This is a genomic window from Vibrio sp. TRT 21S02 (genome assembly GCF_050113675.1).
Lineage (GTDB): Bacteria > Pseudomonadota > Gammaproteobacteria > Enterobacterales > Vibrionaceae > Vibrio.
The window spans coordinates 140,712-165,255 of sequence record NZ_JBNJOI010000005.1 but is presented as its reverse complement, the minus strand read 5'-3'; the positions used below and the strand labels follow the sequence as shown (position 1 = coordinate 165,255).

Below are 24,544 nucleotides of genomic sequence, written 5' to 3'. Positions count from 1 at the left end.
CCTAATGTGACCAACATAGGCGATACATAATGAAATATCTTGGATTTAAGCAGTACGTTTTGATTGCAGTAACCGTGTTAGTGACACTTTCGGTGTCTCTTACCAGTTACTATTTCTATCTTCAACGCAAGGATGCACTCATTGAAGCCATCAATAACTCAGGATCAGAGTATGTATTTAAGCAGGCCAGTGTTATCCAGACACGGTTACTTGAAAAAATAGAGGGATTAACAAAGCTAGGCCAACTTTTTCAGAAAAATGAAATTACAGGTAGCGCTGAAGATTATATCAATTTGACTCACACAATTGCTGCGGCCATGAATCTCAATAGTTCGGTAGTCGGGTTTGATAATGGTGATGCGTATTGGAACCAAACATCCGCTAACTGGCCGAATCACAAGCTTAATCGCGATGTAAGAACTCGCTCGTGGTATCAACAAGGGCAAAATAGCCATACCGCGACGATGACCGACCCTTACTTAGGAACAGACTCAGATATCTATTGGATCAGCCTCGTTCAGAAAACGGCCAATGGGATGATCTCTGTCGACATGCAATTGTCGTTTTTAAATGAACTTGCTAAAGCAGTGAAAGAGCGAGAAGGCGCCTTAGGTGTGATTCTGACTGATGATGCAACAATTTTAGCTTCGTCAGAAACCAATCTAAAAGCGGGCAACAATGCAACTCAATATGAATGGCTAAAGAATATTGCGAATCAATCAATTGGAAAACAAGAGTTTGTGACTCAGGCCGTTGTGGATGAGCGCGAAAAAATGTTTTTCAGCTATCGCATCGATATCGAGAACAAAAGCTGGTACTTCTTAATCGGTTTAGACAAAGAGCTAGAATTTGCCGTGCTGAAAGGAGCCAGAAACAGCGCCATTATGGGTACACTCATTGCGACGATCATTAGTGCTTTGATTGTTTTTGTCGTGATCCAACTGCTTTATCGCCCAGTCGTTGCATTAAAACAGACAGTGCAGAGCTTATCGCAAGGTGAAGGGGATCTAACGCAGCGGTTAGAAGTGCGTAGTCACGACGATCTAGGACAAATCTCTCATGGTTTTAACCTGTTTATTGAACAGATCCAAGGCATCATCACTGAGGTGCAAACGGTAAGTATCCAGTTATCGGAGAAAGTGGAGCAGTTGCATCAGCAGAGTAATCATAATGCCGACATACTAGCCCAGCACGCAACTGAAACAGAGCAGGTGGTAACAGCCGTTGAAGAGATGAGTGCAACAGCCGATTCCGTTGCGAAAGATGCTGTTGCGACCGCTAATCATACAGCTGAAGCGAATATCGCTGGGGCCACCTCCAAAGAAATAGTCATGACAGCGAAAGGCAACATATCAGCGCTTGTTAATGATATGGAAGAAGCCACTGAACATGTGACTAACATGAGCAATGAAACCCAGAATATCAATCAGATCTTAACGGTGATTAGTGACATTGCTGAGCAAACCAATTTGTTAGCGCTCAATGCAGCGATTGAAGCTGCTCGTGCGGGTGAGCAAGGACGCGGATTTGCCGTCGTCGCGGATGAAGTGCGTAGCCTTGCCAGTCGTACCAAAAATAGCACTGAAGAAATTGAAGCGGCGCTCAAAGAGCTACTGTCAGGTAATCAATCCGTAGTGAATTCAATCAAAGCGACCAAAACACGTTGTCTAGAAACCTCTACTGATATTGGCAATGTTGAAGCAAGCCTTGAGAAAATTACTGATCGTGTGGTTGAAATTGATGATCTTAGCTCTCAAGTGGCGACTGCATCTGAAGAGCAAAGCAGTGTCACTCAAGAAATTAGCCGCAATCTGACCGCGATTAATACCATCGTGGGAGAAATGAACGACAGTGCATCATCAGTTAAGGATGAAGCTTCGAACATTGCGATGATTAACCGTAACCTTGAACAAATTGTCTCTCGTTTCAAACTGTAAGCCTTTCTTAGCAGGCTCTTTCCCGAGCCTGCTTTCTCTACCTTTTCTTTTTACTTAATACTTTTGGGTGTTTCTCGATTTGTCTTTCGATTGGGTCTATACCTAAGTAGATAACATGTGATTTCTTGCACAAATACGTTGTTTACAGAAAGGATTTTGTTGGCACCTCTTTCTGGAGTTGCCCGCTATAAGAATAAGTCGAGGAACAACTTCATGATTTTTAAGAACCTACCTTTACGATTTAAAATTGCGTTAGGAACAGGCATTCCATTGGTCTTATTATCTTTTTTATCGTTTGTGGCGATAACAAGCTCAAGCTCGCAAGTGGAATCCAGTGGAATGGTGGACCATACCCACAAAGTGATTCAACAAGCGATGAAAATTGAAGCCGCTGCGGTAGATATGGAAACGGGGATGCGCGGCTATCTATTAGCTGGGAAAGAAGATTTTCTGACTCCTTATAAAAATGGTCAACAAGAGTTCCAAGTTCTGGTGAGCGCACTAAAACAAACGGTGAGTGATAACCCGACACAGGTCAATCGATTAGGGGAAATTGAATCAACTATTAGCGCTTGGCTAAGTAATGTAACGGAACCCACCATTCAGCTTCGAAGAGTCATTGGTGATGCGAAAACCATGGATGATGTCTCTGATTTGGTTGCACAAGCTCGGGGTAAAGTGTACTTCGATAAGTTCAGAGAGCAGGTTAGCTTATTCATTGAACGCGAAACCAAGCTATTAAAAGAGCGTCAACAGCAAAATGAAGACAACTTCAAAAGAAGTGTTCAACTGCTTAAGAGAATTGATGATGCAAGCTTTATGTCTGCCCAAGATTACAACGCACTGTCCTCTACACTAAGCCAATTAAAGGATGCAACTGGCTGGGTGAATCACACCCATAAAGTCATTGAAGCGGCGCAGAGTGTATTGGCAGCGGCGGCAGATATGGAAACGGGTATGCGTGGCTACCTATTAGCAGGTCGCGAGGAGTTTCTGGAACCTTACAATCAGGGCAGTATTACGTTTGAATCAAGTATTACGGCATTGAAAAAAACCGTGAGTGATAATCCAGCTCAGGTACAGCTCTTAGGTGAGATGAAAAGAACCATCAATGAGTGGCAAGTGAATATTGTGGAGCCCATGATCGCACTGCGCACCCAGATAGGCGACGCCAAAACCATGAACGATATGGCGGATCTTGTCGGTGAGGCGCGAGGTAAAGTGTACTTTGACAAATTCCGAGCACAAATTGCCGATTTCATTGAAATGGAAGATGCCTTGATGGTTAAGCGTCAAGCCGCAGCGAAAGATGCAGCCAGTACCACAACAAGCACCATTGTTGTCGGTACACTCATTGCAATTGCATTGGGCGTGGTAATTTCTTGGGTGGTGTTAAAAGCGATCACTGAGCCTGTTGCTGAAGTAGCTAAAGGCCTTGAGGAATTAGCGAATGGCAACCTGACTGCAACGATTAAAGTGGAGTCCAAAGATGAATTAGGTGTGATGGCGGATAGTTATAATCAGGCGGTCAGCAAAACCAATCAAGCGATGAAAGAAGTACTCACGACCACAGATGAGGTGGTTGAAGGTTCAGTTGCCATTACCGAAGCTAATAGCTTAATGGCAAAAGATCTTGAGGAGCAGTCTGATAAAGTCGCACAAATATCAGCGTCCATTGAACAAATGGCAGTCAGTATCCAAGAAGTGGCTTCGAAATCTGCGGATGCGACCTCAAGTGCACAAAGTGCTGGGGTGACAGCGAATACGGGTGGACAGATAGTACGCAACACCATTCAAGGCATGAACTCAATTAATGACGCGGTGTCAGCATCATCGAGTAGCGTGACTGAACTGGGTAAACGTGGTGCTGAAATTGGCGAAATCATCAATGTGATTAACGACATTGCAGAGCAAACAAACTTACTCGCGCTTAACGCTGCGATTGAGGCGGCTCGGGCAGGTGAAGCGGGACGAGGTTTTGCGGTTGTTGCGGATGAAGTTCGTGCTCTAGCAGACAGAACAACGACAGCGACTCAAGAAATTGGGCAATCGATTGAAGCCATTCAAAGTGAAACTCAGCTTGCGGTTGAACGAATGGAAAGTGGTACCAACCACGTCCATGAAGGGCTCGACTTAGCGCAGCAAGCGGGCAGCAGTTTGGATGAAATTGTCGGCGGAGCGCAGCAAGTCGCCAGTATGATCGACAGTATTGCCGCCGCTGCGGAAGAGCAATCGCTGGCCAGTAGCGAAGTGGCCAAAAATGTCGAAGTGATCTCCGAAGTGTCGCGCAATGCCAATGAGCAGGCGAATATGGCGGCATCGTCAGCCAAGATGTTAGCGTCGAAAGCTGAGGCACTGAAGTCGATGGTGAATCAGTTCCGAGTTTAATACATTTCAATTACCGCCACAGTTGTGGCGGTTTTTTCTTGCACATTGCTGGCGAATTCTTCTACAATTCGCCACAACCTTTCTTTCGGAGTTTACGCCAATATGAATCACTAAATCCTGTTATCCAAATATTACATTTTCTTTCGGATTTACAGGGTTAGTAGGCGTAGCTCGTCATTAATCTCATTACTCATCACTGAATCGATTTACTCAGGTTAGCTGCGTCTAATGCCCCTGTTACACAGGAGGCACTATGCCATTATTACATGCATCAAATATGACTTTTCGTTTTGCAAATGGAGAGGTTTTGTTTGAAAGCCTTTCATTTCGTCTTCAGCATCGCCGTGTTGGTATCGTTGGACGCAACGGTAGTGGAAAATCGGTGTTGTTATCCTTAATAACTGGCGAACGCTTGCCTTTTGCTGGGCATATCTTACGTGAAGGAAGCGTGGCTCAATATCGTCAACTTCCTTCTGATCTTTTAACCAATGACCAAACCATTGCGCAGTTTCTAAAACTCGATGTGGTGATTGATGCTTTGAACCGCGTTGAAAATGGTTGTTGCGATCCAGCGGACTTTGAAGCCATTGGTGATCAATGGCTGATACGTGAAGAACTGGCGCAACAACTGGCACAACTCAAGCTGCCAAATAACCCGGACCATTTATGCAAATATTTGTCAGGTGGGCAACTAGCACGGCTACAGCTTTGGCGACTGTTTCAGCACCCTAAGGACTTGTTGTTACTGGATGAGCCCAGTAATCATCTCGATAGTGCCGGAAAAGCGTGGTTGTTAGCAGAGATGGCGCGTTATTCAGGTGTGATTATTTTGGTCAGTCATGATCGTGCGTTGCTCAAAAACGTCGACCAAATATGGGAGCTCTCTCGTCTTGGGCTGCAACAATATGGCGGTAACTATGATGTTTATCGGCAACAAAAAGCACATGAGACAGCAGCGGTAGAGCGACAGTTATTGTCGATAAAGAACCAACAAAAACAACTTGAACGCCAAGCGCAGCGAGACCATGAAAAGGCTCAACGCAGAGCGGCTCAAGGTGTAAAACTCCGGCGAGAGGGAAGCCAAGCCAAACTGCTACTCAATGGTATGCGCAATTCAGCAGAACGCTCGGTTGGAGCGAGAAGAACCAATGAGCAAGTGCGACGAACCATGTTGGCACAGCAAGCCAATCAGGTTGCGAAACAAGTTGAACAACTAAAGCCGCAGAGTATGTCATTGGGACAGGGTGTGGCGAGCCGCAATACAGCGGTCTCTCTGATTAATGCTCAATTGCCTCATGGGTCAGCTGAACCCGTTCACATCACGTGTTCGATGCGTAAAAAACTGCACCTAAGTGGCGATAATGGTTGTGGTAAGTCAACGCTGTTGAAGGTGTTGTTGGGTGATGTAGAACTGCTCTCTGGAGAAAAGCGGGTCAATGTTCCGTTGTTCTATCTCGATCAGCATTTTGACCGGTTATTACCAGAGCAGACATTGTTGGATAACTTAAGCCATTACTGTCCTCATCTTTGTGAGAGTGAAGTGAGAACACAACTCGCTGGTATCGGCTTTCGTCGTGATGCGGTCTGGCGTTTAGTCAAAGACGTTAGTGGGGGTGAAAAAATGAAACTAGCGATGTTGATCGTCACTCATCAAGCGACGCATCCATTTCTACTGTTGGATGAGCCGGACAATCATCTCGACCTTGACTCAAAGTTAATGTTAGCCAGTGCGTTAAATCGTTATCAAGGTGGCTTTATCCTTGTCAGCCATGATGAGGCGTTTGTGAAAGAGTGCGGAGTGGATGATCAGTATTTACTGTAGCGACGGAAGTTAAATCGATAGAAACCTACCATTGAGTAAAGCTAATGCTAAAGTTTATGTAATAAGCGTCGGCAAATGATCGAGCAAGATACAACGAAAGCGTTATTGGCTACTGTCTTCATTGGAGGTGAAGCCGTGCGCGCTGGGTGTGTATGTGTATTGGCAATGTTGTTAACCGCTTGCCACTTTTACTTACATGATAGGGACTCAATTGAACCTACATATAATGGTGAGCAGCCTGTCTTGTCAGATAGTGCACCAACTTCAACAGCGCGTGTAACCAATATTTCGTTCACAGGCGATATGGTTGCGGGGACGATGCTCACCGCAACCATTTCTTGTCAGAATTGCCCTGGTGATATCTTCTATCGTTGGTATTTGGATGATGAGCTACGCAGCACAAGCGATCAGTATCTCTTTCTCTCTGCCGATAGCGATAAAACACTACGCCTAGAAGTCACTGTGACAGACCCAAATGGTGTTATTTCTACGCCCCAGTATGCGTTATTTCGACGTCAACAAACACAAACCATAGTGACCAACCCTTATGCTTTTGCAGCAATCTTAACCGATGGCAGCGTGGTAACGTGGGGTATTGCCTCAAATGGTGGGGACTCTAGCGCAGTGAGTTCAGACTTGGTTAATGTTCTCAGTATTACGCCCGGAGAAGGCGTATTTGCAGCGCTGAAAAGTGATGGCAGTGTCGTGACGTGGGGAGAGACATCGCGCGGAGGAGATTCGTCAGCCGTTGCTGATGAACTTGAAAATATCACCGCCATTACTGCAAACGATTTTGCTTTTGCGGCTTTGAAAAACGACGGCACTGTGGTGACTTGGGGAGATGCAACTCGCGGTGGAGACAGCAGTGCTGTGCAAGCGCAGCTCACTAATATCGTTGAGATTACTAGCACCAATTTTGCGTTTGCAGCAAGAAAGGCAGATGGCACAGTGGTGGTTTGGGGAGACAGTTTACGAGGTGGAGACTTGGAGGGACAAACACCTACGAATACCACACTGATATCTGGTAACGTCGGTGCATTTGTCGCCGTTGACCAATCGGGTTCGACGACGTTTTGGGGCCTAGATGCTGCAGGAGGCAGTCCGGTTGGGGTTGTACCGAATTATGCCGCGGCAGACGTAACAAGCGTGACCGTAAATGATTATGCGTTCGCCATGAAAAAAGCGAATGGTGATGTCACCGTCTACGGAAATGCAAGCTACGGTGGAGATATGGCAACGTTAGCTGCTCGTATTTCCAATGTTGCGTCTATTGTGGCCTCTGAATTTGGTTTTTCGGCATTGTTGAATGATGGCTCTGTCACCAGTTGGGGAAGTGTTGATGGGGTTGCTTATGGTGTGTCTGGCAACAGCAGTTTCTTAACGCCTACGGCAGTGGATATTCAGTCCATCGTGGCGACGCGAGATGCCTTTGCTGCAATAGAGAGCGATCAAACGGTTGTTACTTGGGGCGATGCTGCGGAGGGTGGAGATAGCAGCGCAGTGAGTGCGTCTTTGACTGGTGTGCAGAGTATTACCGCTGCACGAAGTGCCTTTGCGGCGATAAAAAATGACGGCTCAGTCGTGGCGTGGGGAGATGCTACACGTGGGGGCGATACGTCACTGAATCTCACTGGAACGCTTGCTGACATAGATCAGCTATACAGTTCACTCTATGCCTTTGCAGCGATCAATGAAAATGGTGAGGTGGTGACATGGGGGCTGCTTTCTCACGCAGATAACAGTGCGGTAGCAGCGCAATTGGTGCCAGAAGTGGAAATGATAGAGGCCTCTTATTAGTGCAATGTTGCAGTGTACCACTCACAGAAAAATAAGAGCGCCACGAAATAACCATGTGACGCTCAAACCATTTAAAGTCTAAAGAAGGAGAGTTGTTTCTTTTGTTCTTCAGCAAGAACAGATAACTCTTGGCTGGCTTGTGTGCTCTGGTTGATACCGAGTACGTTTTGATTGACCAGATCGAGCATGATATTCACGTTTTTGCTAATGTCCTGTGTGACGCAAGATTGCTGTTCAGCGGCTGTCGCAACTTGTGCATTCATGTTGTTTAGCGTTGAAACCAAGCTTGTAATTCCTGTGACGGCTTCATTCGCTTGCTGGTTAAGGTTCAGGTTGCTCTCAAGCGAGGTGAGGCAACTTTCCATATTCTCGTTTGCAAGAGTCGATTGCTGCTGCAACTTTTCAATAATGGTTTGGATCTGCAATGTTGATTCATGAGTTCTACCAGCAAGCATTCGTACTTCGTCGGCAACGACGGCGAAACCACGACCATGTTCTCCGGCTCGAGCTGCTTCAATGGCAGCATTCAATGCCAGCAAATTGGTTTGCTCGGAAATTGCCGTGATGACATCCACGATGTTGTTTATGTGCTCAGACTGCTCTTTCAACTCAAGAACCACATTGGCCGCTTGATTGAGGCTCTCACCCATCTCTTTATTTGCATCTTGGCTTTGCGAAAATATGTTCAAACTGTCTTGAGCCAATGTACCTGTTTGCTCTGCGGTGTCATCTGCGGACGTTGCGTTTTGGCTGACGTTATCTGCAGTGCTAGCCAACTCGGTGATTGCTGCTGCAATTTGTTCGATTTCATGGAGCTCTTGTGTTGCGTTGCCTTCCGATTGATCCATAACGCTAACAAGTTCGGTAGATGCTGCCGCAACGTCTTCGCTTATTCTCACAAGCGAGGTAATGGTCGAACTTAATTGATGAAGCGTGCGATTCAAATCTTTACCAAGTAGGCCAATTTCATTGTTACCATCTTGGTCGAATCGGATACTCAAATCGCCATCTGCCACATTTTTAACAACGTGCTGGAGGTGAAGTATCGGTTTTACTATCACTGTCGATAACCATATCGCGATAGTGATGGAGACAATGAAGATCAGCATGACACCGATAATGGCATCAGACTCAATCTCATCCATCTGTGCTGCGTTGTTTCTTTCCTGTTGTTGGATATAGGCTTGGACCGCCTGACTCAGGTCGTCGACGCGATCGATAATGTTACTGCCATGGCCACTTATTTGGTCGATTTGAGATTCAGAGATAGAAGATGGATGATTGGCAATGGTGATTGCGATTGAATAGTATTTTTCAAACTCTTTATTGACGCTCTCTATTTCTGATTCAAATTGATTTACTGAGCTCAGCTCTGCCATCAATACGGGTAAATCTATCTTTGCTTGCTCAATTTGTTCCAGATATTCATTCCGCTTATCCACATTATAAATTGCGTAGATGGTTTGGATGCGTAATGGAAATATCAGTTCATCGATGGAGTCTAAAGCTTCGTTATAGTCAATCATCTGGCTTGTTTGAGCTGCCACATCTTCTTGTTCACCATCTAACTTACTTTTTGTTATCCATAGCGTGATGAACAATACGATTGCGAATAAAATGACCGGCAGCAAGATCTGCAATCGAATAGAGATGTTATTTAACTTGATCTTCATGGTTTCGTCCTTTTCTTAGAACTTCTTTGGTTTAAACCTTTATCGCCTAAGATGGAATGAATATGAGTTAAGTTTTATTAAAGTTCATTAAATGACGTTATTTATTATGGTATGGCATCTGAAAAAATATTTTGTTCTACATTAACCAATTGAAAATAAAGTACAAGATATATATTTATTATTATGCTTCCATATTTTTTGTCTATAGGTTCTCAAAATATTCTAGAATTTATAGACAAGGTGGGGGAATTGCTTAAACTTACTTGTGCGGGATTGATAATATTTCAGTTTCAAATAGGTGAAAACATGGAAAATCACAACAATTCAAGTATTTGGTTTACTCTCGATTATAAAATTTCATTCTTCTTCCCAGTTAAGTAATCTTTTCTGCACGTCCTGTGCATATAACTTATTGATTTTAATTTGTTGATTTTAAATATCTCTTCATATTAAAGAAAATTCTATCAATGAGTTTCTATCAATTTGTTTCATATTGATTCTCAATAGTTATCTTTGAAATATATTTCAAAGATTATCTTGTTGACCAAAATTAATTATTTCCTTGGTTTTTAAATTAAATAACCGAGGTGGTAAAGTATTGCTTAAATATTAGGAAATGAATAATGGAAAACTTTAAACACCTGCCTGAACCTTTTCGTATTCGCGTTGTTGAACCAGTAAAACGTACAACGCGCGAATATCGTGAACAAGCGATCTTAAAAGCGGGGATGAACCCGTTTCTACTCGACAGCGAAGACGTGTTTATTGATTTGCTTACCGACAGTGGTACCGGTGCTATCACTCAAGAGATGCAGGCAGCAATGCTCAGAGGTGATGAAGCATACAGTGGTAGCCGTAGTTACTACGCATTGGCAGATGCTGTTAAAGATATTTTTGGCTATCAACATACCATCCCAACGCACCAAGGCCGCGGTGCAGAGCAGATTTACATTCCTGTACTGATCAAAAAACGTGAAAAAGAAAAAGGCCTTGATCGCACTAAGATGGTGGCGCTATCAAATTACTTCTTTGATACCACTCAAGGGCATACTCAAATCAACTGCTGCGTTGCCAAAAACGTTTATACCGAAGACGCATTTGATACCGGCGTCAGCGCAGACTTTAAAGGTAACTTTGATTTAGAGAAGCTAGAACATGCGATCTTAGAAACTGGCGCAGAAAACGTGCCGTATATCGTGAGCACCATCACCTGTAACTCGTCGGGTGGTCAACCGGTCTCTATTGCAAACTTGAAAGCGGTGTACGAAATTGCCCAGCGTTACGATATTCCAGTGATCATGGATTCCGCTCGTTTTGCTGAAAATGCTTACTTTATTCAGCAGCGTGAGCCGGGCTATCAAGATTGGAGTATTGAGCAGATCACGCGTGAAAGCTACAAGTATGCAGATGCACTTGCAATGTCAGCGAAAAAAGATGCCATGGTGCAAATGGGCGGCCTGCTTTGCTTTAAAGATGACAGCATGCTTGATGTGTATAACGAGTGTCGCACGTTGTGTGTGGTTCAAGAAGGCTTCCCAACTTATGGTGGCTTAGAAGGCGGCGCAATGGAGCGCTTAGCGGTTGGTTTATACGATGGTATGCGCCAAGAGTGGTTGGCTTATCGTATTAGTCAGGTGCAATATCTGGTGGATGGCTTAGAAGCCATTGGTGTGGTTTGCCAGCAAGCAGGTGGACACGCGGCATTTGTTGATGCGGGTAAACTACTACCGCATATCCCAGCTGATCAGTTCCCAGCACATGCACTGGCGTGTGAGTTGTATAAGGTTGCGGGTATTCGCGCGGTTGAAATTGGCTCACTGCTACTTGGGCGTGATCCCGCTACGGGCAAGCAGATGCCTTGTCCGGCAGAATTAATGCGTTTAACCATTCCACGTGCGACCTACACGCAAACCCACATGGATTTCATTATTGAAGCTTTCGGGCACGTTAAAGCCAATGCAGAAAATGTGAAAGGGTTGGACTTCACCTACGAGCCAGAAGTGCTTCGCCACTTTACCGCGCGTCTAAAAGAAGTCGACAGCGAATAAACCTTTATTGAACGCAGCTCTATTTGAGCTGCGTTTTTTTGGCCTGTTCCAAACTATCGATAAAAAAGCTAATAACGTGAACTTAATTTAGAGATTATAACTATGACAACCAAACCTTCCTTACTTGGGGGGGCCTGTATCATTGCTAGTGTCTGTGTTGGCGCTGGTATGTTGGGCCTACCAAGTGCGGGGGCTGGCGCGTGGACAATGTGGTCTATGTTTGCCATTACCCTGACGATGATAATAATGACCATTTCTGGTTGGATGCTACTTGAAGCTTTTAAACACTACGATCTTCGAGTCTCATTCAATACCGTAACCAAAGACATGTTGGGCGATAAGGTCAACATGTTTAACAACCTGACAGTCTACTTTGTTGGCGGCATCCTGCTGTACGCATACATCACTTCTTCTGGCCTTATTTTGCAAGATCTGCTGGATATCGATAGCAAAGTTGCGTCTGTTCTTTTTGTGGCGGTGTTTTCCATATTCGTTTGGCATTCAACTCATGCTGTGGATCGTATCTCAGTGGTATTAATTGCCTTTATGGTGCTGAGTTTTATTTTTGGTGTTTCCGGGCTTGCCATTAACGTCAATACCTCGGTGCTGTTGGATACCATTAACCCCAATGGCGAATACGCCCCTTATGCGATGGCGATGCTTCCCGTTGCTTTAACGTCTTTTGGCTATCACCATTCGGTGTCTTCAATGCGTGCTTATTATGGTGAAGAGCGTCGCGCCAAGAAGGCGATTCTTGGTGGAACCATCATTGCTCTAGGGCTCTATTTCCTATGGATGGTGAGTATTTTTGGCAATTTGCCTCGTGAAAGCTTTGGTCCTGTGATTGAACAAGGTGGCAATGTAGACGCGTTACTTATGGCGTTGGATTCGGTGATTGAGTCAGAGACGGTTGAGCGCGCGATTAATGCCTTTTCAATGGCAGCGATTCTCTCATCCTTCATTGGTGTGGGCCTTGGGGTGTTTGATTTCTTAGCCGATCTGTTCAAATTTGAAAACTGCAAAAAAGGGCGTTCTAAAACGTGGTTGGTGACGTTTATTCCACCACTGGTGCTTTCAATTTTATTCCCATTTGGTTTTGTGATTGCCATCGGTTACGCCGGCGCAGCCGCCACCGTTTGGGCATGCATCATTCCTGCGCTATTGGTGCTGAAGTCTCGCTCAAAAGAAAACGGGAGTGAAGGGTTTGTTGTACCCGGCGGCCAATTGATGGTCGGCGTGGTGATTTTATTTGGTGTGCTTACCGCCGCCTTCCATTTCATGGCAATGGTCAACCTATTGCCAGCGTTTACCGGTTAACTTTTAAGGAACTAAGATGACAACGATCAACACAGAAAATGCACCTGCCGCAATTGGACCGTACATACAAGGTGTGAGCCTCGCCAATATGGTGATCACATCGGGTCAGTTGCCGCTTGACCCGGAAACAAAACAGATGCCTGAAGAGGTGGCTGAACAAACAACTCGTTCATTGCTTAATGCTTTGGCGATTGTTGAAGAAGCGGGTCTTAGCATTCATCACTTTGCGAAAACCACGGTGTTTGTGAAAGATCTCAATGAGTTTACGGTGATCAACCAAGCTTATCAGGCGTTCTTTGAACAGCGTGGTGCAAAATTCCCTGCACGTTCATGTGTGGAAGTAGCGCGCTTACCGATGGATGCGAGAGTAGAAATTGAAGTAATTGCATTTAAATAACGTAAGTTTAAGCCGGGTTTTTGCCCGGCTTTGCCGCTTTTAATGAAGACATACCCACAACGCCGCCAAAGCAACCACGCTGGCCACCCATAAGTTTCTCACCATCATTTTGCGATGAAATACTTGCCCTTGAGTCGCAATTTCCGTTTTTCTTTTGACGATCTGATTGAGGAAAAACCACAACGCAATCAGCAATAACCCAAATTGCAGCATTGAGAGCGTACCGACTTTGATCAGTAGCATGGTGCCCGTGGTCATCACAAGGGCGCTACGCGTCCAGGCAAGCTGGGTGCGTTCTCGTTGAAGACCGGGATCGCGCTCCACGCTGTGTGCTTTCATAAGGCTAAATACCCGATGAGAATCGCAAAGCTGATGACTACAAGAGTCATTGCCAGTAGGCTTTTACTGTATTTAAACGGCGCTTCTAGTCGCATCGCTTTTTCATTCTGATACCAACGTAGAAATGCCCAAGTGGTTGTTGCCAAGGCTATACCTGCGAGCCCGGGTGTTAACCATTCTGCATGGCGTAGTATCGGAGAGTCATGCGTGGCACTTAGTAAATCAATACCGATGGATGTGGCGAGAAAAGCAAGCGCAGTGCGTATCCACGCGAGAAACGTACGCTCATTCGCAAGAGAGAATCGGTAGTCTGGGTCTTTACCCATTTTCATGGTTCTAAATTCCTTATTGCTGAATTTTACGGATGGAATCCAGTGCTTTATGCATGCTAGTACAACCAGTCATGGTGTTGAGTTTAAAGAACAGAATGTCAAAGGCGATCATCTGCAACAACTGAGGTGTGACCATGCCAAGTTGAGTGTGGTTTTCTGTGTAGCTGTAGGGAATGACAAAATCAGACACTTGGGCGACCTTGCCTTTGCCATAACGCGTCAGTGAAATCACTTTTGCACCATTTTCACGTGCTTTTTCAATCGCGGTCAGCACTTCTTGGGTATTACCACGTGCAGAAACGACCAATAATACATCATTGGCTTTAAGTAATGAGGCTTGGACGATTTGAGTATGGTAATCCTGATTAAATTGAACATTGAAGCCCGAGCGGATCAGCTTGTGGTTAATATCAGCAGCGACAAGAGCTGATGAACCGATACCTGCAAGTAGAATCTTATTTGCACTCAACATGATATCGGCGCACTGTTCGATGGTCTCTGCATCGATGAGGCTGAGAGATTGATCGATCGTATTGGTAAACAGATGCTTGGATTTCTCGATGATTTGCTTCGCAGAATCATCAGCACCAATTTCGGCATAAATAGTTGATTTAGTTCCGGAATTCATGTGTGGCGACAGTGCAGCAAGCTTGAGTTTGAGATCCGGAAACCCGCTACAACCGAGACTCTTAGCATACCGAATAACGGAAGAATCACTGATCCCAAGCGCGGCCCCGACTTTGGTCGCGCTTTGCGTTGAGAGGTCGAAATCATGCTCAATAATAAACTGGGAAATTTTTTGCTCATTACTGTTCGCTGAGTGAGCAAGTGTCTTAACTTTATTGATGATGCTATTCATTGACGCCTCAGTAAGTGAAAAATCCGTCGTATCTTGATGATACGACGGATGATATTAACGACTTTGCGCAGGCTTTTCGACTGGATCTGTAAATCCTAATAGCATGGAGGCAATAAAACCCACCACCCATGCACAGACGACTGCGAGTAAGAAGGATGGAATTTGGCCTTCTCCGACGAGTGGGATCAAGGACAATCCTGCTGTACCAAATGGAATGATAATGCCGATTTTAAATGCCGCCATCATCGCGCCGCCAGCAAAGCCACCAATACAGCCTGCAATGAATGTTTTACCCAGTGGTAATGAAACCCCAAACAGCAGCGGTTCACCGACACCAAGGATCCCGACAGGCAAAGCACCCGCAATAGTTTTTTTCAAACGTTCGTTCTTGGATTTAAGGTAGACATAAGCCGCTGCGCCAACTTGTCCCATGCCTCCCATTGCCAAAATTGGGAATAAGTAGTTCAGGCCAAATGTGTCCAAAATCTGTGCGTGGATAGGAATGAGGCCTTGGTGAAGACCAGTAAGCAACAAGAATAGGAAGCCGCCACCTAACACACCTCCAACGGCCACTGAGCCAGCAGACTCATTGAGCAAGGCAACAGAAACCAGATTACCTAACCAAACATTCACCGCATGAGCGATAGGTTGCAAGATAAATAGAGCAACGGCTGAGGACACAAGAATAGTAACGGTTGGAGTAAAGATAAGATCAAGGCTCTCTTTACAATGGCTGCGGAACCAGAGTTCAAACTTTGATGAGAAGACGCACACAAGCAACACGGCAAACATACCGCCACCACCAGGAACTAATGCGTTACCAAAGAGCTCGATATTAGCCAGTCCGGGAGCTGCCAAAACAGCAGCCATTACGGCGCCAATTGCTGGAGACGCTTGCAGTTCTTTTGCTGTGTTCATGCCGATCATCACGGATAAAACCGCAAATACCGCTTTTCCGACGACGGTAAACAAGGCAAAAATATCAGGATGAGCTGCAACAAGTTCAGGTGCCAATAGTTTGAAAATATTGACCATACCGAGCACCAAACCACAGCCGATGAGTGCCGGGATCGTCGGGACAAAAATTGCAGCTAAGGTGTTGAGTGCACGGCGGATTGAAAATGGCTGCGCTTGGGTTGTTGCCTGTGGTTCAGGTTCGACACCAGTGCCTTTCATTCGTTTATTCAGGACGCCAGTGACTTTCGCCGCGGTCCCCATGCCGACAATGATCTGGTACTGCTCGCCGGCATCAACCACGCCCTTGATTCCATCAAGACTGCGCAGCGCTTCCATATCAAACAAGCTGCGATCTTTAAGTACGATGCGTACTCGGGTCATGCAGTTTGTCAGAGTCGCTACGTTATCAAAACCGCCGATGTGTTTTTCAATGTGATCGGCAATAACTTCGAGATGTTCTATCTTATTTGCCATGTTATTTTCCTTGCAGTAACTGCTGTTTCAGGGGTTGGAAAGGTTGCGCAGCAAGCGCGAGTGCAGCGGAAGGCGACATATCCAATGTGTGCAGCAACACAGCAGCACGAACATTGTAATTGACGGCTTCCAATAGGGCTTCAGCCGTTGCCTCTTCAACTTCACAAATTTGACAAACCATGTGTTGGGCGCGAATGCGTAATTTTTCGTTTGACGCTTTCACATCCACCATCAGGTTGCCGTGTATCTTACCGAGCTGGTGCATGACGGCTGTGCTGATCATGCCGAGCAGCATTTTCTGGGCGGAACCACTCTTCATTCGTGTTGAACCTGCAAGCACCTCCGCGCCAACATCGGGTGCGATCGAGACGTCTGCATTCTGCGAAATCAAACTCGGCCCGCGAGTGCTCAGTGCAATGGTTTTAGCACCAACTTGTTGCGCGTATTTGAGGGCTGAGAGGACAAACGGAGTTCGACCACTGGCTGCGATACCGACAACAATATCTTTGGAGTTGAGTTCGCGATTGGCAAGCTCAAGAGGGGCTGACTCAATGCAGTCTTCAATGTTTTCGACAGCAGACAACATTGCTTCTAAGCCGCCGGCAATGATGGCTTGAACCAAAGAAGGATCGGTTCCAAATGTAGGGGGACATTCGGCTGAGTCCAGTACACCAAGTCGGCCACTGGTTCCAGCGCCAACATAAAACAGACGGCCACCGAGTTTGATCTGTTGAGCAATTAAGCTCACGGCATCTGCTACGTCTGGTAATACAGCTCGGATGGAATACGCCACCGAGGCATCGTGTTCATTGAGTAAACTCAGCACATCGTGCAAAGGCAATTCAGATAGATTGGTGGTTTCTGGGTTTTGCTCTTTGTTGATGGTGGAGGACAACTCACTCATAAAATCTCTCCGTTGATATTCGACATTATTAAAATATACAAATGTCGAATATCGACAATAATAATGTCATCAATTCGGGAAATTCGTCACATAAAATGCTGTTTCATTTTTTGATTTAGCAGTCTGAATCGAATGTTGTGAAGTGCATCTTAAATATGAAGCGTTTTACATTGTATTGATATTGATGAAACAACTTACTGATTAGATGAGGGTCACACGCTCATATCAGCGAATTACACTAAGTTAGGTGTTCCATGCAGCAAATTAATCTTAATGGGGAGTGGGAGCTCAGTTCTCTCCAAAGTCCCCACATTCAGCATCCTATGATGATTCCTGGAGACCACTACTCGGCGCTGTTACAAGCAGGAGAGATTGTGCCGCCATATTACGGATGTAATGAGACGGATGTTCAATGGGTACGGGAGTGTGACTGGCGTATTTCGCGCAGCTTTACTGTGTCTCCCCAAACTTTACAGGCAAATGCTTGCTTGCTGATACTGTCGAGAGTCGACACCGTTGCTTCAGTATCGATCAATGGGCAGCCCGTTTTTGAGTGTTCAAATCAGTTTCGGCGCTATCAGAAAGACATTAAATCTTGGCTTTGCTTAGGGGAGAATGTCATTGAGATCACGTTCTACCGAGCGGATGAAGAAGCGCGAAAACGAGCGGAAAAGCTGCCGTTTCCGATTCCATCTGCCATGGGGAACAATCAGATCCCACACATGAATACCCTGCGCAAAACGCAGTGCCATTCTGGATGGGATTGGGGTATTTGCCTGATGGTGTCTGGCATTTACGACCCCATTGCACTGGATTGTGTCGATAAGGTGCACATTGAACAAGTCAGTACAGAGCAACATTGGCATCTGGATGGCTCCGTTGAGGTGGTGGTCGATGTGGAATGTCGCTGTTGGCAAGCATCGGATTTACGTGTGGAGTTTGCCGATCAAATACAAAGCGCGAGAGTGAGCCAAAGTGGCACGGAGCGTTTTCGTTTTACAGTGGCTGAGCCAAGACGCTGGTGGCCCGCAGGCTACGGTGAGCAGTATCTTTATCCTTTGGCGGTTGCGTGTGATGGTCACGTGGTGGAAAAACAACTCGGTTTACGCCAACTGGTGCTCAATACTGCTGAAGATGACATTGGTTCGGCTATGGAGTTTGTGGTCAACGGTTTCCCTATTGTGGCCAAAGGTGCCAACTGGATTCCGCTGGATGCCATGCCGTCTCGAGAATCGCGCAAACGCTATCGAGAACTACTTGAAAGTGCTGTGGCTGCCAACATGAATATGATCCGAGTGTGGGGCGGTGGCCAATATGAAAGTGACGAGTTTTATCAATTGTGCGATGAACTTGGGCTATTGGTATGGCAAGACATGATGTTCGCCTGCTCTCTTTATCCATCAACGGACGACTTTGTGGCAGATGTTGAACTGGAGCTACAAGATCAGCTAAAACGGTTAAAAGACCATGCCTGTATTGCACTTTGGTGTGGCGACAATGAAGTCATTGGTGCCATTGGTTGGTATGACGAATCCAAACACAACAAAGTGAAATATACCGTGAACTACGACCGGTTAAATCGCCGTATTGCTGATGTTGTGGCGCAAGAAGACAGCAGCCGTACTTTTTGGCCAAGTTCACCGTGCAATGGAGATTTGGATTTCGGTGATGCATGGCATGATGATAATCGAGGAGACATGCATTTCTGGGATGTGTGGCACTCAGGGAAATCATTTGATGCTTATCGTCAGGTTAACCCAAGATTCTGCTCTGAATTTGGTTATCAATCATGGCCGTCTCTGGCTGAAGTGAAACAGTTCGTCCCTGAACAAGATTGGAATGTCACTTCACCCACCTTCGAATACCACCAGAAAAATCCGCGTGGTAATAGCATCATCACGGAAATGTTTACGCGTTATTTCAAGTTCCCGGCGGGGTTCGATCAGATGTTGTATCTGAGCCAAGTTCAACAAGCCATTGCGATTAAAACGGCGTGTGATCATTGGCGCGCGATTTCTCCGGTATGCCGTGGGATGTTATTTTGGCAGCTCAACGATAATTGGCCTGTGAGTTCGTGGTCGAGCATTGAATACAGTGGTCGTTGGAAGCAGCTTCACTACCATGCGAAACGCTTCTTCTCAGCGGTTTATTTGCCCTTTGAACTGACGGAAACGCAACTTCAATTGCGACTTGTGAATGATCTCAATCAAGAGCAATCGGTCACTGGTACTCTGGTATGGATGAGCTGGCAAGGGGAGACATTAGCGGCGTGGTCGATTGATTGTGTTGCCGAGCCCGACAGCAACATTATGGTGTGGCATATGGCGCGTGAAGAGGCGATGGCAACGTCAGATAAAGGCTTCTTTTATCTGAAAACAGAGCATGGTTCGACCGTACTTGAAAATACCTGGATGGCGGCTTCAAACTGGAAGTCGGTCCCTATCGCCAAAGCGAAAATCAAGATGGAGATTGACGGAGATCGAATTCGACTTTCCACAGATAAACCTGCCTTCTTTGTCCATTTAGAGTGCGATGTGGATGGCCGCTTTAGTGATTCCAGCATGACTTTGTTGCCGGGTGAGCCCATTGATATCACCTTCCATGGTAATCCTCGGTTTGCTGAGTCGTTACGACTGTATCAATTGGCCGATATCTGCTAACACGCGATGGTATAACTGTGCGTATTTGGCCTGTTTAGTGACAGGCCAATTTTATTTGGAATACCCTCTATTCCAAATTTACATTGAGCTTGGGTTACCTTAGCTAAGTTGTTCAAAACTTAGGTAAACCACTATGCCTGCAAAATCTTCTTCAGTGCAGCTTTCTGGACATCGGTTTACAGGGATGATGAAACGCATTGGCGCGTTTTCAATTAAATCAATTTGTCTCGTTGGCGTTTTATTTGTCGCGTCTTGGCTATTTTCTCGGCTTGGGAAAGTGCATGGCAAGTCATTGCCCGAAAGCTACTTTTCTGATGGTTATCCAACCATTTTGACCTTGCTGGACTCAGAATTTTTCATGGGCTTCATTGCTTGTGTCACTCTCGCGATTGTCGTGTATGTGTTGTATCTGCTGTGGCAATTGCATGAAGTGGCGGTGCATAAAGCGAAAGAGATGTCTTCTGCCCATACGCAAATTGTTTTTGCTCTATCACTTTGTGGACTGTTTATCGACAAAGCATGGTGGGTGCTCGCCATTATTATCGCTTTCACCCGCTGGGATGTGGTGGCAAATAGTTTGTCGAGCATCATTCGTAATGGTCTGAATAAAATCAACAAGGCACAGGAGTAAATCACGATGAAAGAGATCATGCTACCGTATATTTTGCTGTGTTGGGTTTTGGTGAAAACCGGTTCTGTTCAGTGGACGCTACGTAATGCGACAGTGATGATCGGGCTAGGCGGTTTTTTGGCTTTCATGCTGTTTACGGCGCATCGCTTTTGGTCTCCGGCTGACTTAACCGACAGTACAACTGTCAAGGCGCCGCACGCAGTGCTAAGTCCATTAGTTGGTCAAGAAGTGGAACAAGTGCTGGTGACTCACAACCAGCATGTGAAGCAAGGGGGTCTGATTTACGTGCTCAAATCGGAGGATACCGATTCTCAAGTGCGTGGGTTACAAGCACAAAAATTAGCGGCTGAAGCTGAGATTGTAGCCCTAAAGCACCAAATCGATAACGACAAGCGAACCTTAGCTCGTTTAGAAAAGTTGAATGACTTTGCTCAGGAGCAGCAACGTGATGACGCTCGTACGCGTATTGAGTCCAATAATGCTAAGGTGGCGGCTGTGTTTGCCCAGATCAAATCGATTGAAGCACAGATAGCGACAGCGGAATGGCAAAATGAACGACGTGAAATCCGTGCGCCATTTGATGGGCAGGTTTCCATTGCAAACATCGCGGAAGGAACGCGTGTGGGGAACATGCATCTGTACAACACATCGAAAAAGTTTGTGGAAATGCGCATTGCCGATCAAACCTATGCCAATATTCAGCCGGGACAATTTGCAGAGTTTTATGTGGATGCGTATCCGGGGGAGATCTTTCGTGGCCGGGTTCATAGCTTAATGGCTGGTACGGGAGAAGCGCGTGTTTCCGTGGTCAATGGCAGCCAACATGTGCGTCAACATGTAGGGAATAATCAAGGAAGCCATGGGCGAACAGTGATCATCGAATTTGAAGAGCCTGAAGGGTACAACGTGCCGATAGGAGCCACAGGCTCTGGCTGGATTTCTGCCAGCAAACCACATGCAGCACTCGGCTTTATGGATATTATTGGCGCGGCGACGGTTCGATTGAAAGCCTATAAAGCGTATCTATCAGCACTGTAAGTATCAGGGTGGAAAGGCATTATTGAATAATATGCCTTTCCACCATTTCTTGCAGTAAAGCACTCAACCATAGGATCTTACCGGACTGGCGGCGAGAGGCTTTGACGATAAGCGCGCTATCCATATTCAGGGTTTGTTTAGCATCGTGGTTTAAATGCGGCTCATAACGCAAGGTAAAACAGTCGTCCATCAACTGGTTCATGAGCTGATAGTTATCGACACAGATCGTCGCTTCAATGGAAGGATCGAGTTTTTTAAAGTGATCTTCATGTTCGTTTAATCCAGCCACAATGTATTTGACGTATTCACCGCTTAAGTTCCCGTTAAAGTGACCACTACCGGTGTGAAGCCGTTTTTGATAGAGCGTCTGTGGCTTATCACCCAAAATATGAACGCCCACATCCACTTCTTCATCAAGCAGCATTTGTTCACTACCGTGGTGCCATTGTCTGAGCTCAATGATGGCGTTGGACTGTTCTCGTATGGCGCGGATCAGCGGTTTACCCATTTCAATAAGGAAAGGTTCGACAATATGCAGCGTGATTTTTTCAACTTGCATCGGGTCAAACTTTTCTGGTTCAAGAGAAAGGGAGACCTGCTCTAGCGCACCGCGTAGCTTACTTTCAATGGCCATCGCATAGCTGGTGGGGACAAGCTGAGTTTGGCTGCGAACAAACAGCGGATCGTTGAGATCATCACGCAGCTGTGCCAACGTTTTGGAAACGTATGACTGTGAGCGTCCGAGTTTTTGCGCGGCCCGCTGAGTAGAGCGGGTGTCCATCAAGCTAATAAAAACATGTAATGCGTTGAGATCTTTCATCTTATTCCTGAAGCATTATTGGGAAAGCTAAATTCCAAGGGTACGGAAAACTGGATACATACACGCCCCATAAGTGTTTAGAGACACGCCGACACGCGTTGCTGAAATCTGAGCAACTGGATAGTCACGTTGGAAGCGTTTCCAGCTGGCTTCTATGTTCATTTCCTTGATAATGGCATTGCTTAAATGGGGCGGACATTGGCCGCCGAAAATGACGCAGTCAGGATCCAACCAACCGATGGTCAGAACGATTAATGGTCTAAGATAATAGGCTGTCTCTTTTACCCAATCACTAACGATGGGATGTGAAGAATCTGGAATATCGGCCGGAGACTGACAATCGATGCCTGATTGGTTAAGCGATTGCATTAGTTTTCTAACGGTTGGCCTCTTTTCATCGCCGATAATTGTGTAATAGGTGCCAATCTCACCAGCATTTAAGCGGCTACCACGATAAAGCTGACCATTGACGATGGCACCACCCCCAACCCCATGGCCGATTTCGATCAGTACCATATTTTTCACTTCCGGCCAGCAACCGGAGTAAAACTCACCCACAACGGCCGCATTACAGTCGTTGTCTATCCACACTGGCCAGTCGAAAAATTCACCAAACTTCTCTGTGAGAGGTTCGGCTCGCCAGTGTGCTAGTGGCTGGATGGTATGTATAGTTTTACCATCTCCATTGGCTGGACCGGGCATGGATACGCCAATCCCGAGAACCCGTGCTCGGTGCAGCTTGTGTTTATCAATCAAGCCTTGAATGAGTCCATGAATGCTCGTTAATACTTCCTCGATGGGGGAGGCTTCTTTGTAGGGGATGTTGACTTGCTCTAACACTTCACCACAAAAGTTAGACAACCCAATTTCAATGCGTTGGATTTGAAATGAAACGCCGAACGAGAATGCACCATAAGGGTTCAGCTCTAAAGGAATGATAGGTTGGCCTCGGCCAATCCGTTCTCTTTGTCCTTCCCGAATTAGGTTCATTGCCAATAGTTCTTTTGAAAGGCTGGTGACACTCCCACTTCTTAAACCTGTCAATTCAACTATTTTGGCTCTGGAGACAGAGCCATGCTGACGGCAGGTTGCCAAAAGCTTTTTTTGTCCGGGTGTGAGTTCTAGTTGAACGGGTTTGATTGGCTGTAACATGCACGTTTCCTTAGATGGGCTCCATTCCTGCCTTTTTGATCATGGCAACAAGCATATCAATATCATCATGGCTTAGCATGTCAATTAATCCTTTGCTTATCCAGTCAGTTATTTCACTTTCTACATCATAGCCATAGTAATCATTGAACCACTGCGCGGTATTAACGTCATCACCTTTGTTAGGAAGAAACAAACGTGTTGTGAGTCCAGCTGATTTGTAACTTCTCAATACTTCCTCTGTTGTGAAGGGGTATTCCACGCAGACGCTGTCTGCATTGGACGCTTGCACAGCGCTCAACTGGTCAAGATAACGCGCTAAGGTCACGACTTGGATTGACTGCTCTGGCAGTAGCACTTTGACTTTATTGATCAGAGAGTGGTCAAACCCGAGCAAAATAGTGTGGTCTATCGCGCCCGGCTTACGCGTCATTATTTGGGTGTATGTCTCAGCAAATTCTTGGTGTCTGCGTCGCTGTTTCGCTTCAACCACTAAACCAACACCATGCTGGATTGCCCAGTCGAGCACCTCTTCATAGGTCGGGATCTGAGTGCCAGAAAATTCAGCAGAAAACCAACCGCCTAAATCAAGTTGTCGCAGCTGTTTTAGTGTCATTTGCTCAACATAACCTGTGCCGTTTGAAGTCCGGTCGACACTAGGATCATGTATCACCACGATGTGTTGATCGCTGGTCATTGCGATATCAATTTCGATACATCGCGCTCCCTTATTAAACGCGCCTTGAAAGGCAGGCATGGTATTTTCTGGATAAAACAGACAATCGCCTCGGTGAGGGTTGACGAGCACTTGCCCAGATTTTGCTACATTGAAATTAAAAGACATATCTTCTTAACCTACTTTATTTAAACTTTATAAAAAAGGATAACTTAGATTAGTCGTAATTGTGTTTTTGTGTCAACTGATAAAAGTTGAAATAAAAACAGATTTAAAAACAATTATTTATGTTTGTTCTGGTGATCAATGTATGATTTTTTAGTTTA

General features: G+C 45.7%; 20 protein-coding genes. 11 read left to right on the top strand and 9 right to left on the bottom strand.

Features of this window, described 5'->3' with window-relative positions; genetic code table 11:
• Nucleotides 1-29 precede the first annotated feature (29 nt).
• The 4 genes from ACQEXU_RS08530 (at nucleotide 30) to ACQEXU_RS08515 (ending at nucleotide 7,944) form a co-directional block, all read left to right on the top strand.
• The gene (locus ACQEXU_RS08530) at nucleotides 30-1,937 is read left to right on the top strand and encodes a methyl-accepting chemotaxis protein (RefSeq protein WP_427010462.1); all 1,908 of its coding nucleotides are present in this window, start codon (nucleotides 30-32) and stop codon (nucleotides 1,935-1,937) included.
• A 213-nt stretch (nucleotides 1,938-2,150) separates the two neighbouring features.
• Nucleotides 2,151-4,325 carry a CHASE3 domain-containing protein gene (locus ACQEXU_RS08525; RefSeq protein ID WP_427010461.1) on the top strand — a complete coding sequence of 725 codons (2,175 nt, stop codon included), beginning with the start codon at nucleotides 2,151-2,153 and terminating at the stop codon, nucleotides 4,323-4,325.
• Between the two features lie 253 nt (nucleotides 4,326-4,578).
• On the top strand, nucleotides 4,579-6,147 hold the full coding sequence (locus tag ACQEXU_RS08520; protein WP_427010460.1) for an ABC-F family ATP-binding cassette domain-containing protein: 1,569 nt from the start codon (nucleotides 4,579-4,581) through the stop codon (nucleotides 6,145-6,147).
• A 75-nt stretch (nucleotides 6,148-6,222) separates the two neighbouring features.
• Nucleotides 6,223-7,944, top strand: a complete 1,722-nt coding sequence (locus ACQEXU_RS08515) for an RCC1 domain-containing protein (RefSeq protein ID WP_427010459.1) — start codon at nucleotides 6,223-6,225, stop codon at nucleotides 7,942-7,944.
• A gap of 71 nt (nucleotides 7,945-8,015) precedes the next feature.
• On the opposite strand, the gene ACQEXU_RS08510 is transcribed toward ACQEXU_RS08515, so the two are convergent.
• Nucleotides 8,016-9,617, bottom strand: coding sequence for a methyl-accepting chemotaxis protein (locus ACQEXU_RS08510; RefSeq protein WP_427010458.1), 1,602 nt, complete (start codon nucleotides 9,615-9,617; stop codon nucleotides 8,016-8,018).
• A gap of 183 nt (nucleotides 9,618-9,800) precedes the next feature.
• Here ACQEXU_RS08510 and tnaC point away from each other — a divergent pair, with 183 nt between their 5' ends.
• The 4 genes from tnaC to ACQEXU_RS08490 all read left to right on the top strand — a co-directional run bounded on the left by tnaC (nucleotide 9,801) and on the right by ACQEXU_RS08490 (nucleotide 13,379).
• Nucleotides 9,801-9,998: a tryptophanase leader peptide gene (tnaC, locus tag ACQEXU_RS08505; RefSeq protein WP_427010457.1), complete on the top strand. Its 198-nt coding sequence runs from the start codon at nucleotides 9,801-9,803 to the stop codon at nucleotides 9,996-9,998.
• A gap of 242 nt (nucleotides 9,999-10,240) precedes the next feature.
• Nucleotides 10,241-11,665, top strand: coding sequence for a tryptophanase (gene tnaA / locus ACQEXU_RS08500; protein ID WP_427010456.1), 1,425 nt, complete (start codon nucleotides 10,241-10,243; stop codon nucleotides 11,663-11,665).
• 102 nt (nucleotides 11,666-11,767) lie between these two features.
• Complete coding sequence (locus ACQEXU_RS08495) at nucleotides 11,768-12,982, top strand: aromatic amino acid transporter (RefSeq protein ID WP_367989315.1); 1,215 nt, start codon at nucleotides 11,768-11,770, stop codon at nucleotides 12,980-12,982.
• Between the two features lie 16 nt (nucleotides 12,983-12,998).
• A complete protein-coding gene (locus ACQEXU_RS08490; protein ID WP_427010455.1) occupies nucleotides 12,999-13,379 on the top strand; it encodes a Rid family detoxifying hydrolase in 381 nt (126 codons plus the stop codon).
• Nucleotides 13,380-13,418: 39 nt separating this feature from the next.
• On the opposite strand, the gene ACQEXU_RS08485 is transcribed toward ACQEXU_RS08490, so the two are convergent.
• The 5 genes from ACQEXU_RS08485 to murQ are packed head-to-tail and all read right to left on the bottom strand — an operon-like array spanning nucleotide 13,419 to nucleotide 17,244.
• Complete coding sequence (locus tag ACQEXU_RS08485) at nucleotides 13,419-13,718, bottom strand: DUF202 domain-containing protein (RefSeq protein ID WP_367989317.1); 300 nt, start codon at nucleotides 13,716-13,718, stop codon at nucleotides 13,419-13,421.
• On the bottom strand, nucleotides 13,715-14,050 hold the full coding sequence (locus ACQEXU_RS08480) for a YidH family protein (RefSeq protein WP_427010454.1): 336 nt from the start codon (nucleotides 14,048-14,050) through the stop codon (nucleotides 13,715-13,717). The genes ACQEXU_RS08485 and ACQEXU_RS08480 overlap by 4 nt, the downstream gene beginning before the upstream one ends.
• A gap of 13 nt (nucleotides 14,051-14,063) precedes the next feature.
• Nucleotides 14,064-14,909, bottom strand: coding sequence for a MurR/RpiR family transcriptional regulator (locus ACQEXU_RS08475; RefSeq protein WP_427010453.1), 846 nt, complete (start codon nucleotides 14,907-14,909; stop codon nucleotides 14,064-14,066).
• A gap of 54 nt (nucleotides 14,910-14,963) precedes the next feature.
• Nucleotides 14,964-16,340: a PTS transporter subunit EIIC gene (locus ACQEXU_RS08470; RefSeq protein ID WP_427010452.1), complete on the bottom strand. Its 1,377-nt coding sequence runs from the start codon at nucleotides 16,338-16,340 to the stop codon at nucleotides 14,964-14,966.
• A gap of 1 nt (nucleotide 16,341) precedes the next feature.
• Nucleotides 16,342-17,244 carry an N-acetylmuramic acid 6-phosphate etherase gene (murQ, locus tag ACQEXU_RS08465; RefSeq protein ID WP_427010451.1) on the bottom strand — a complete coding sequence of 301 codons (903 nt, stop codon included), beginning with the start codon at nucleotides 17,242-17,244 and terminating at the stop codon, nucleotides 16,342-16,344.
• A gap of 254 nt (nucleotides 17,245-17,498) precedes the next feature.
• Here murQ and ACQEXU_RS08460 point away from each other — a divergent pair, with 254 nt between their 5' ends.
• The 3 genes from ACQEXU_RS08460 (at nucleotide 17,499) to ACQEXU_RS08450 (ending at nucleotide 21,573) form a co-directional block, all read left to right on the top strand.
• Entirely contained in the window at nucleotides 17,499-19,904 is a 2,406-nt protein-coding gene (locus tag ACQEXU_RS08460) for a glycosyl hydrolase 2 galactose-binding domain-containing protein (RefSeq protein WP_427010450.1), read from the top strand.
• A 187-nt stretch (nucleotides 19,905-20,091) separates the two neighbouring features.
• On the top strand, nucleotides 20,092-20,535 hold the full coding sequence (locus ACQEXU_RS08455; RefSeq protein WP_367990685.1) for a magnesium transporter: 444 nt from the start codon (nucleotides 20,092-20,094) through the stop codon (nucleotides 20,533-20,535).
• Between the two features lie 6 nt (nucleotides 20,536-20,541).
• Nucleotides 20,542-21,573 carry an HlyD family secretion protein gene (locus ACQEXU_RS08450; protein ID WP_427010449.1) on the top strand — a complete coding sequence of 344 codons (1,032 nt, stop codon included), beginning with the start codon at nucleotides 20,542-20,544 and terminating at the stop codon, nucleotides 21,571-21,573.
• A 19-nt stretch (nucleotides 21,574-21,592) separates the two neighbouring features.
• Here the strand turns inward: ACQEXU_RS08450 and ACQEXU_RS08445 are convergent, their stop codons facing one another.
• The 3 genes from ACQEXU_RS08445 to ACQEXU_RS08435 are packed head-to-tail and all read right to left on the bottom strand — an operon-like array spanning nucleotide 21,593 to nucleotide 24,386.
• The gene (locus ACQEXU_RS08445) at nucleotides 21,593-22,393 is read right to left on the bottom strand and encodes a LysR family transcriptional regulator (protein ID WP_427010448.1); all 801 of its coding nucleotides are present in this window, start codon (nucleotides 22,391-22,393) and stop codon (nucleotides 21,593-21,595) included.
• A gap of 27 nt (nucleotides 22,394-22,420) precedes the next feature.
• Entirely contained in the window at nucleotides 22,421-23,545 is a 1,125-nt protein-coding gene (locus ACQEXU_RS08440; RefSeq protein WP_427010447.1) for an ROK family transcriptional regulator, read from the bottom strand.
• A 10-nt stretch (nucleotides 23,546-23,555) separates the two neighbouring features.
• Complete coding sequence (locus ACQEXU_RS08435) at nucleotides 23,556-24,386, bottom strand: glycerophosphodiester phosphodiesterase (RefSeq protein ID WP_427010446.1); 831 nt, start codon at nucleotides 24,384-24,386, stop codon at nucleotides 23,556-23,558.
• Nucleotides 24,387-24,544 lie beyond the last annotated feature (158 nt).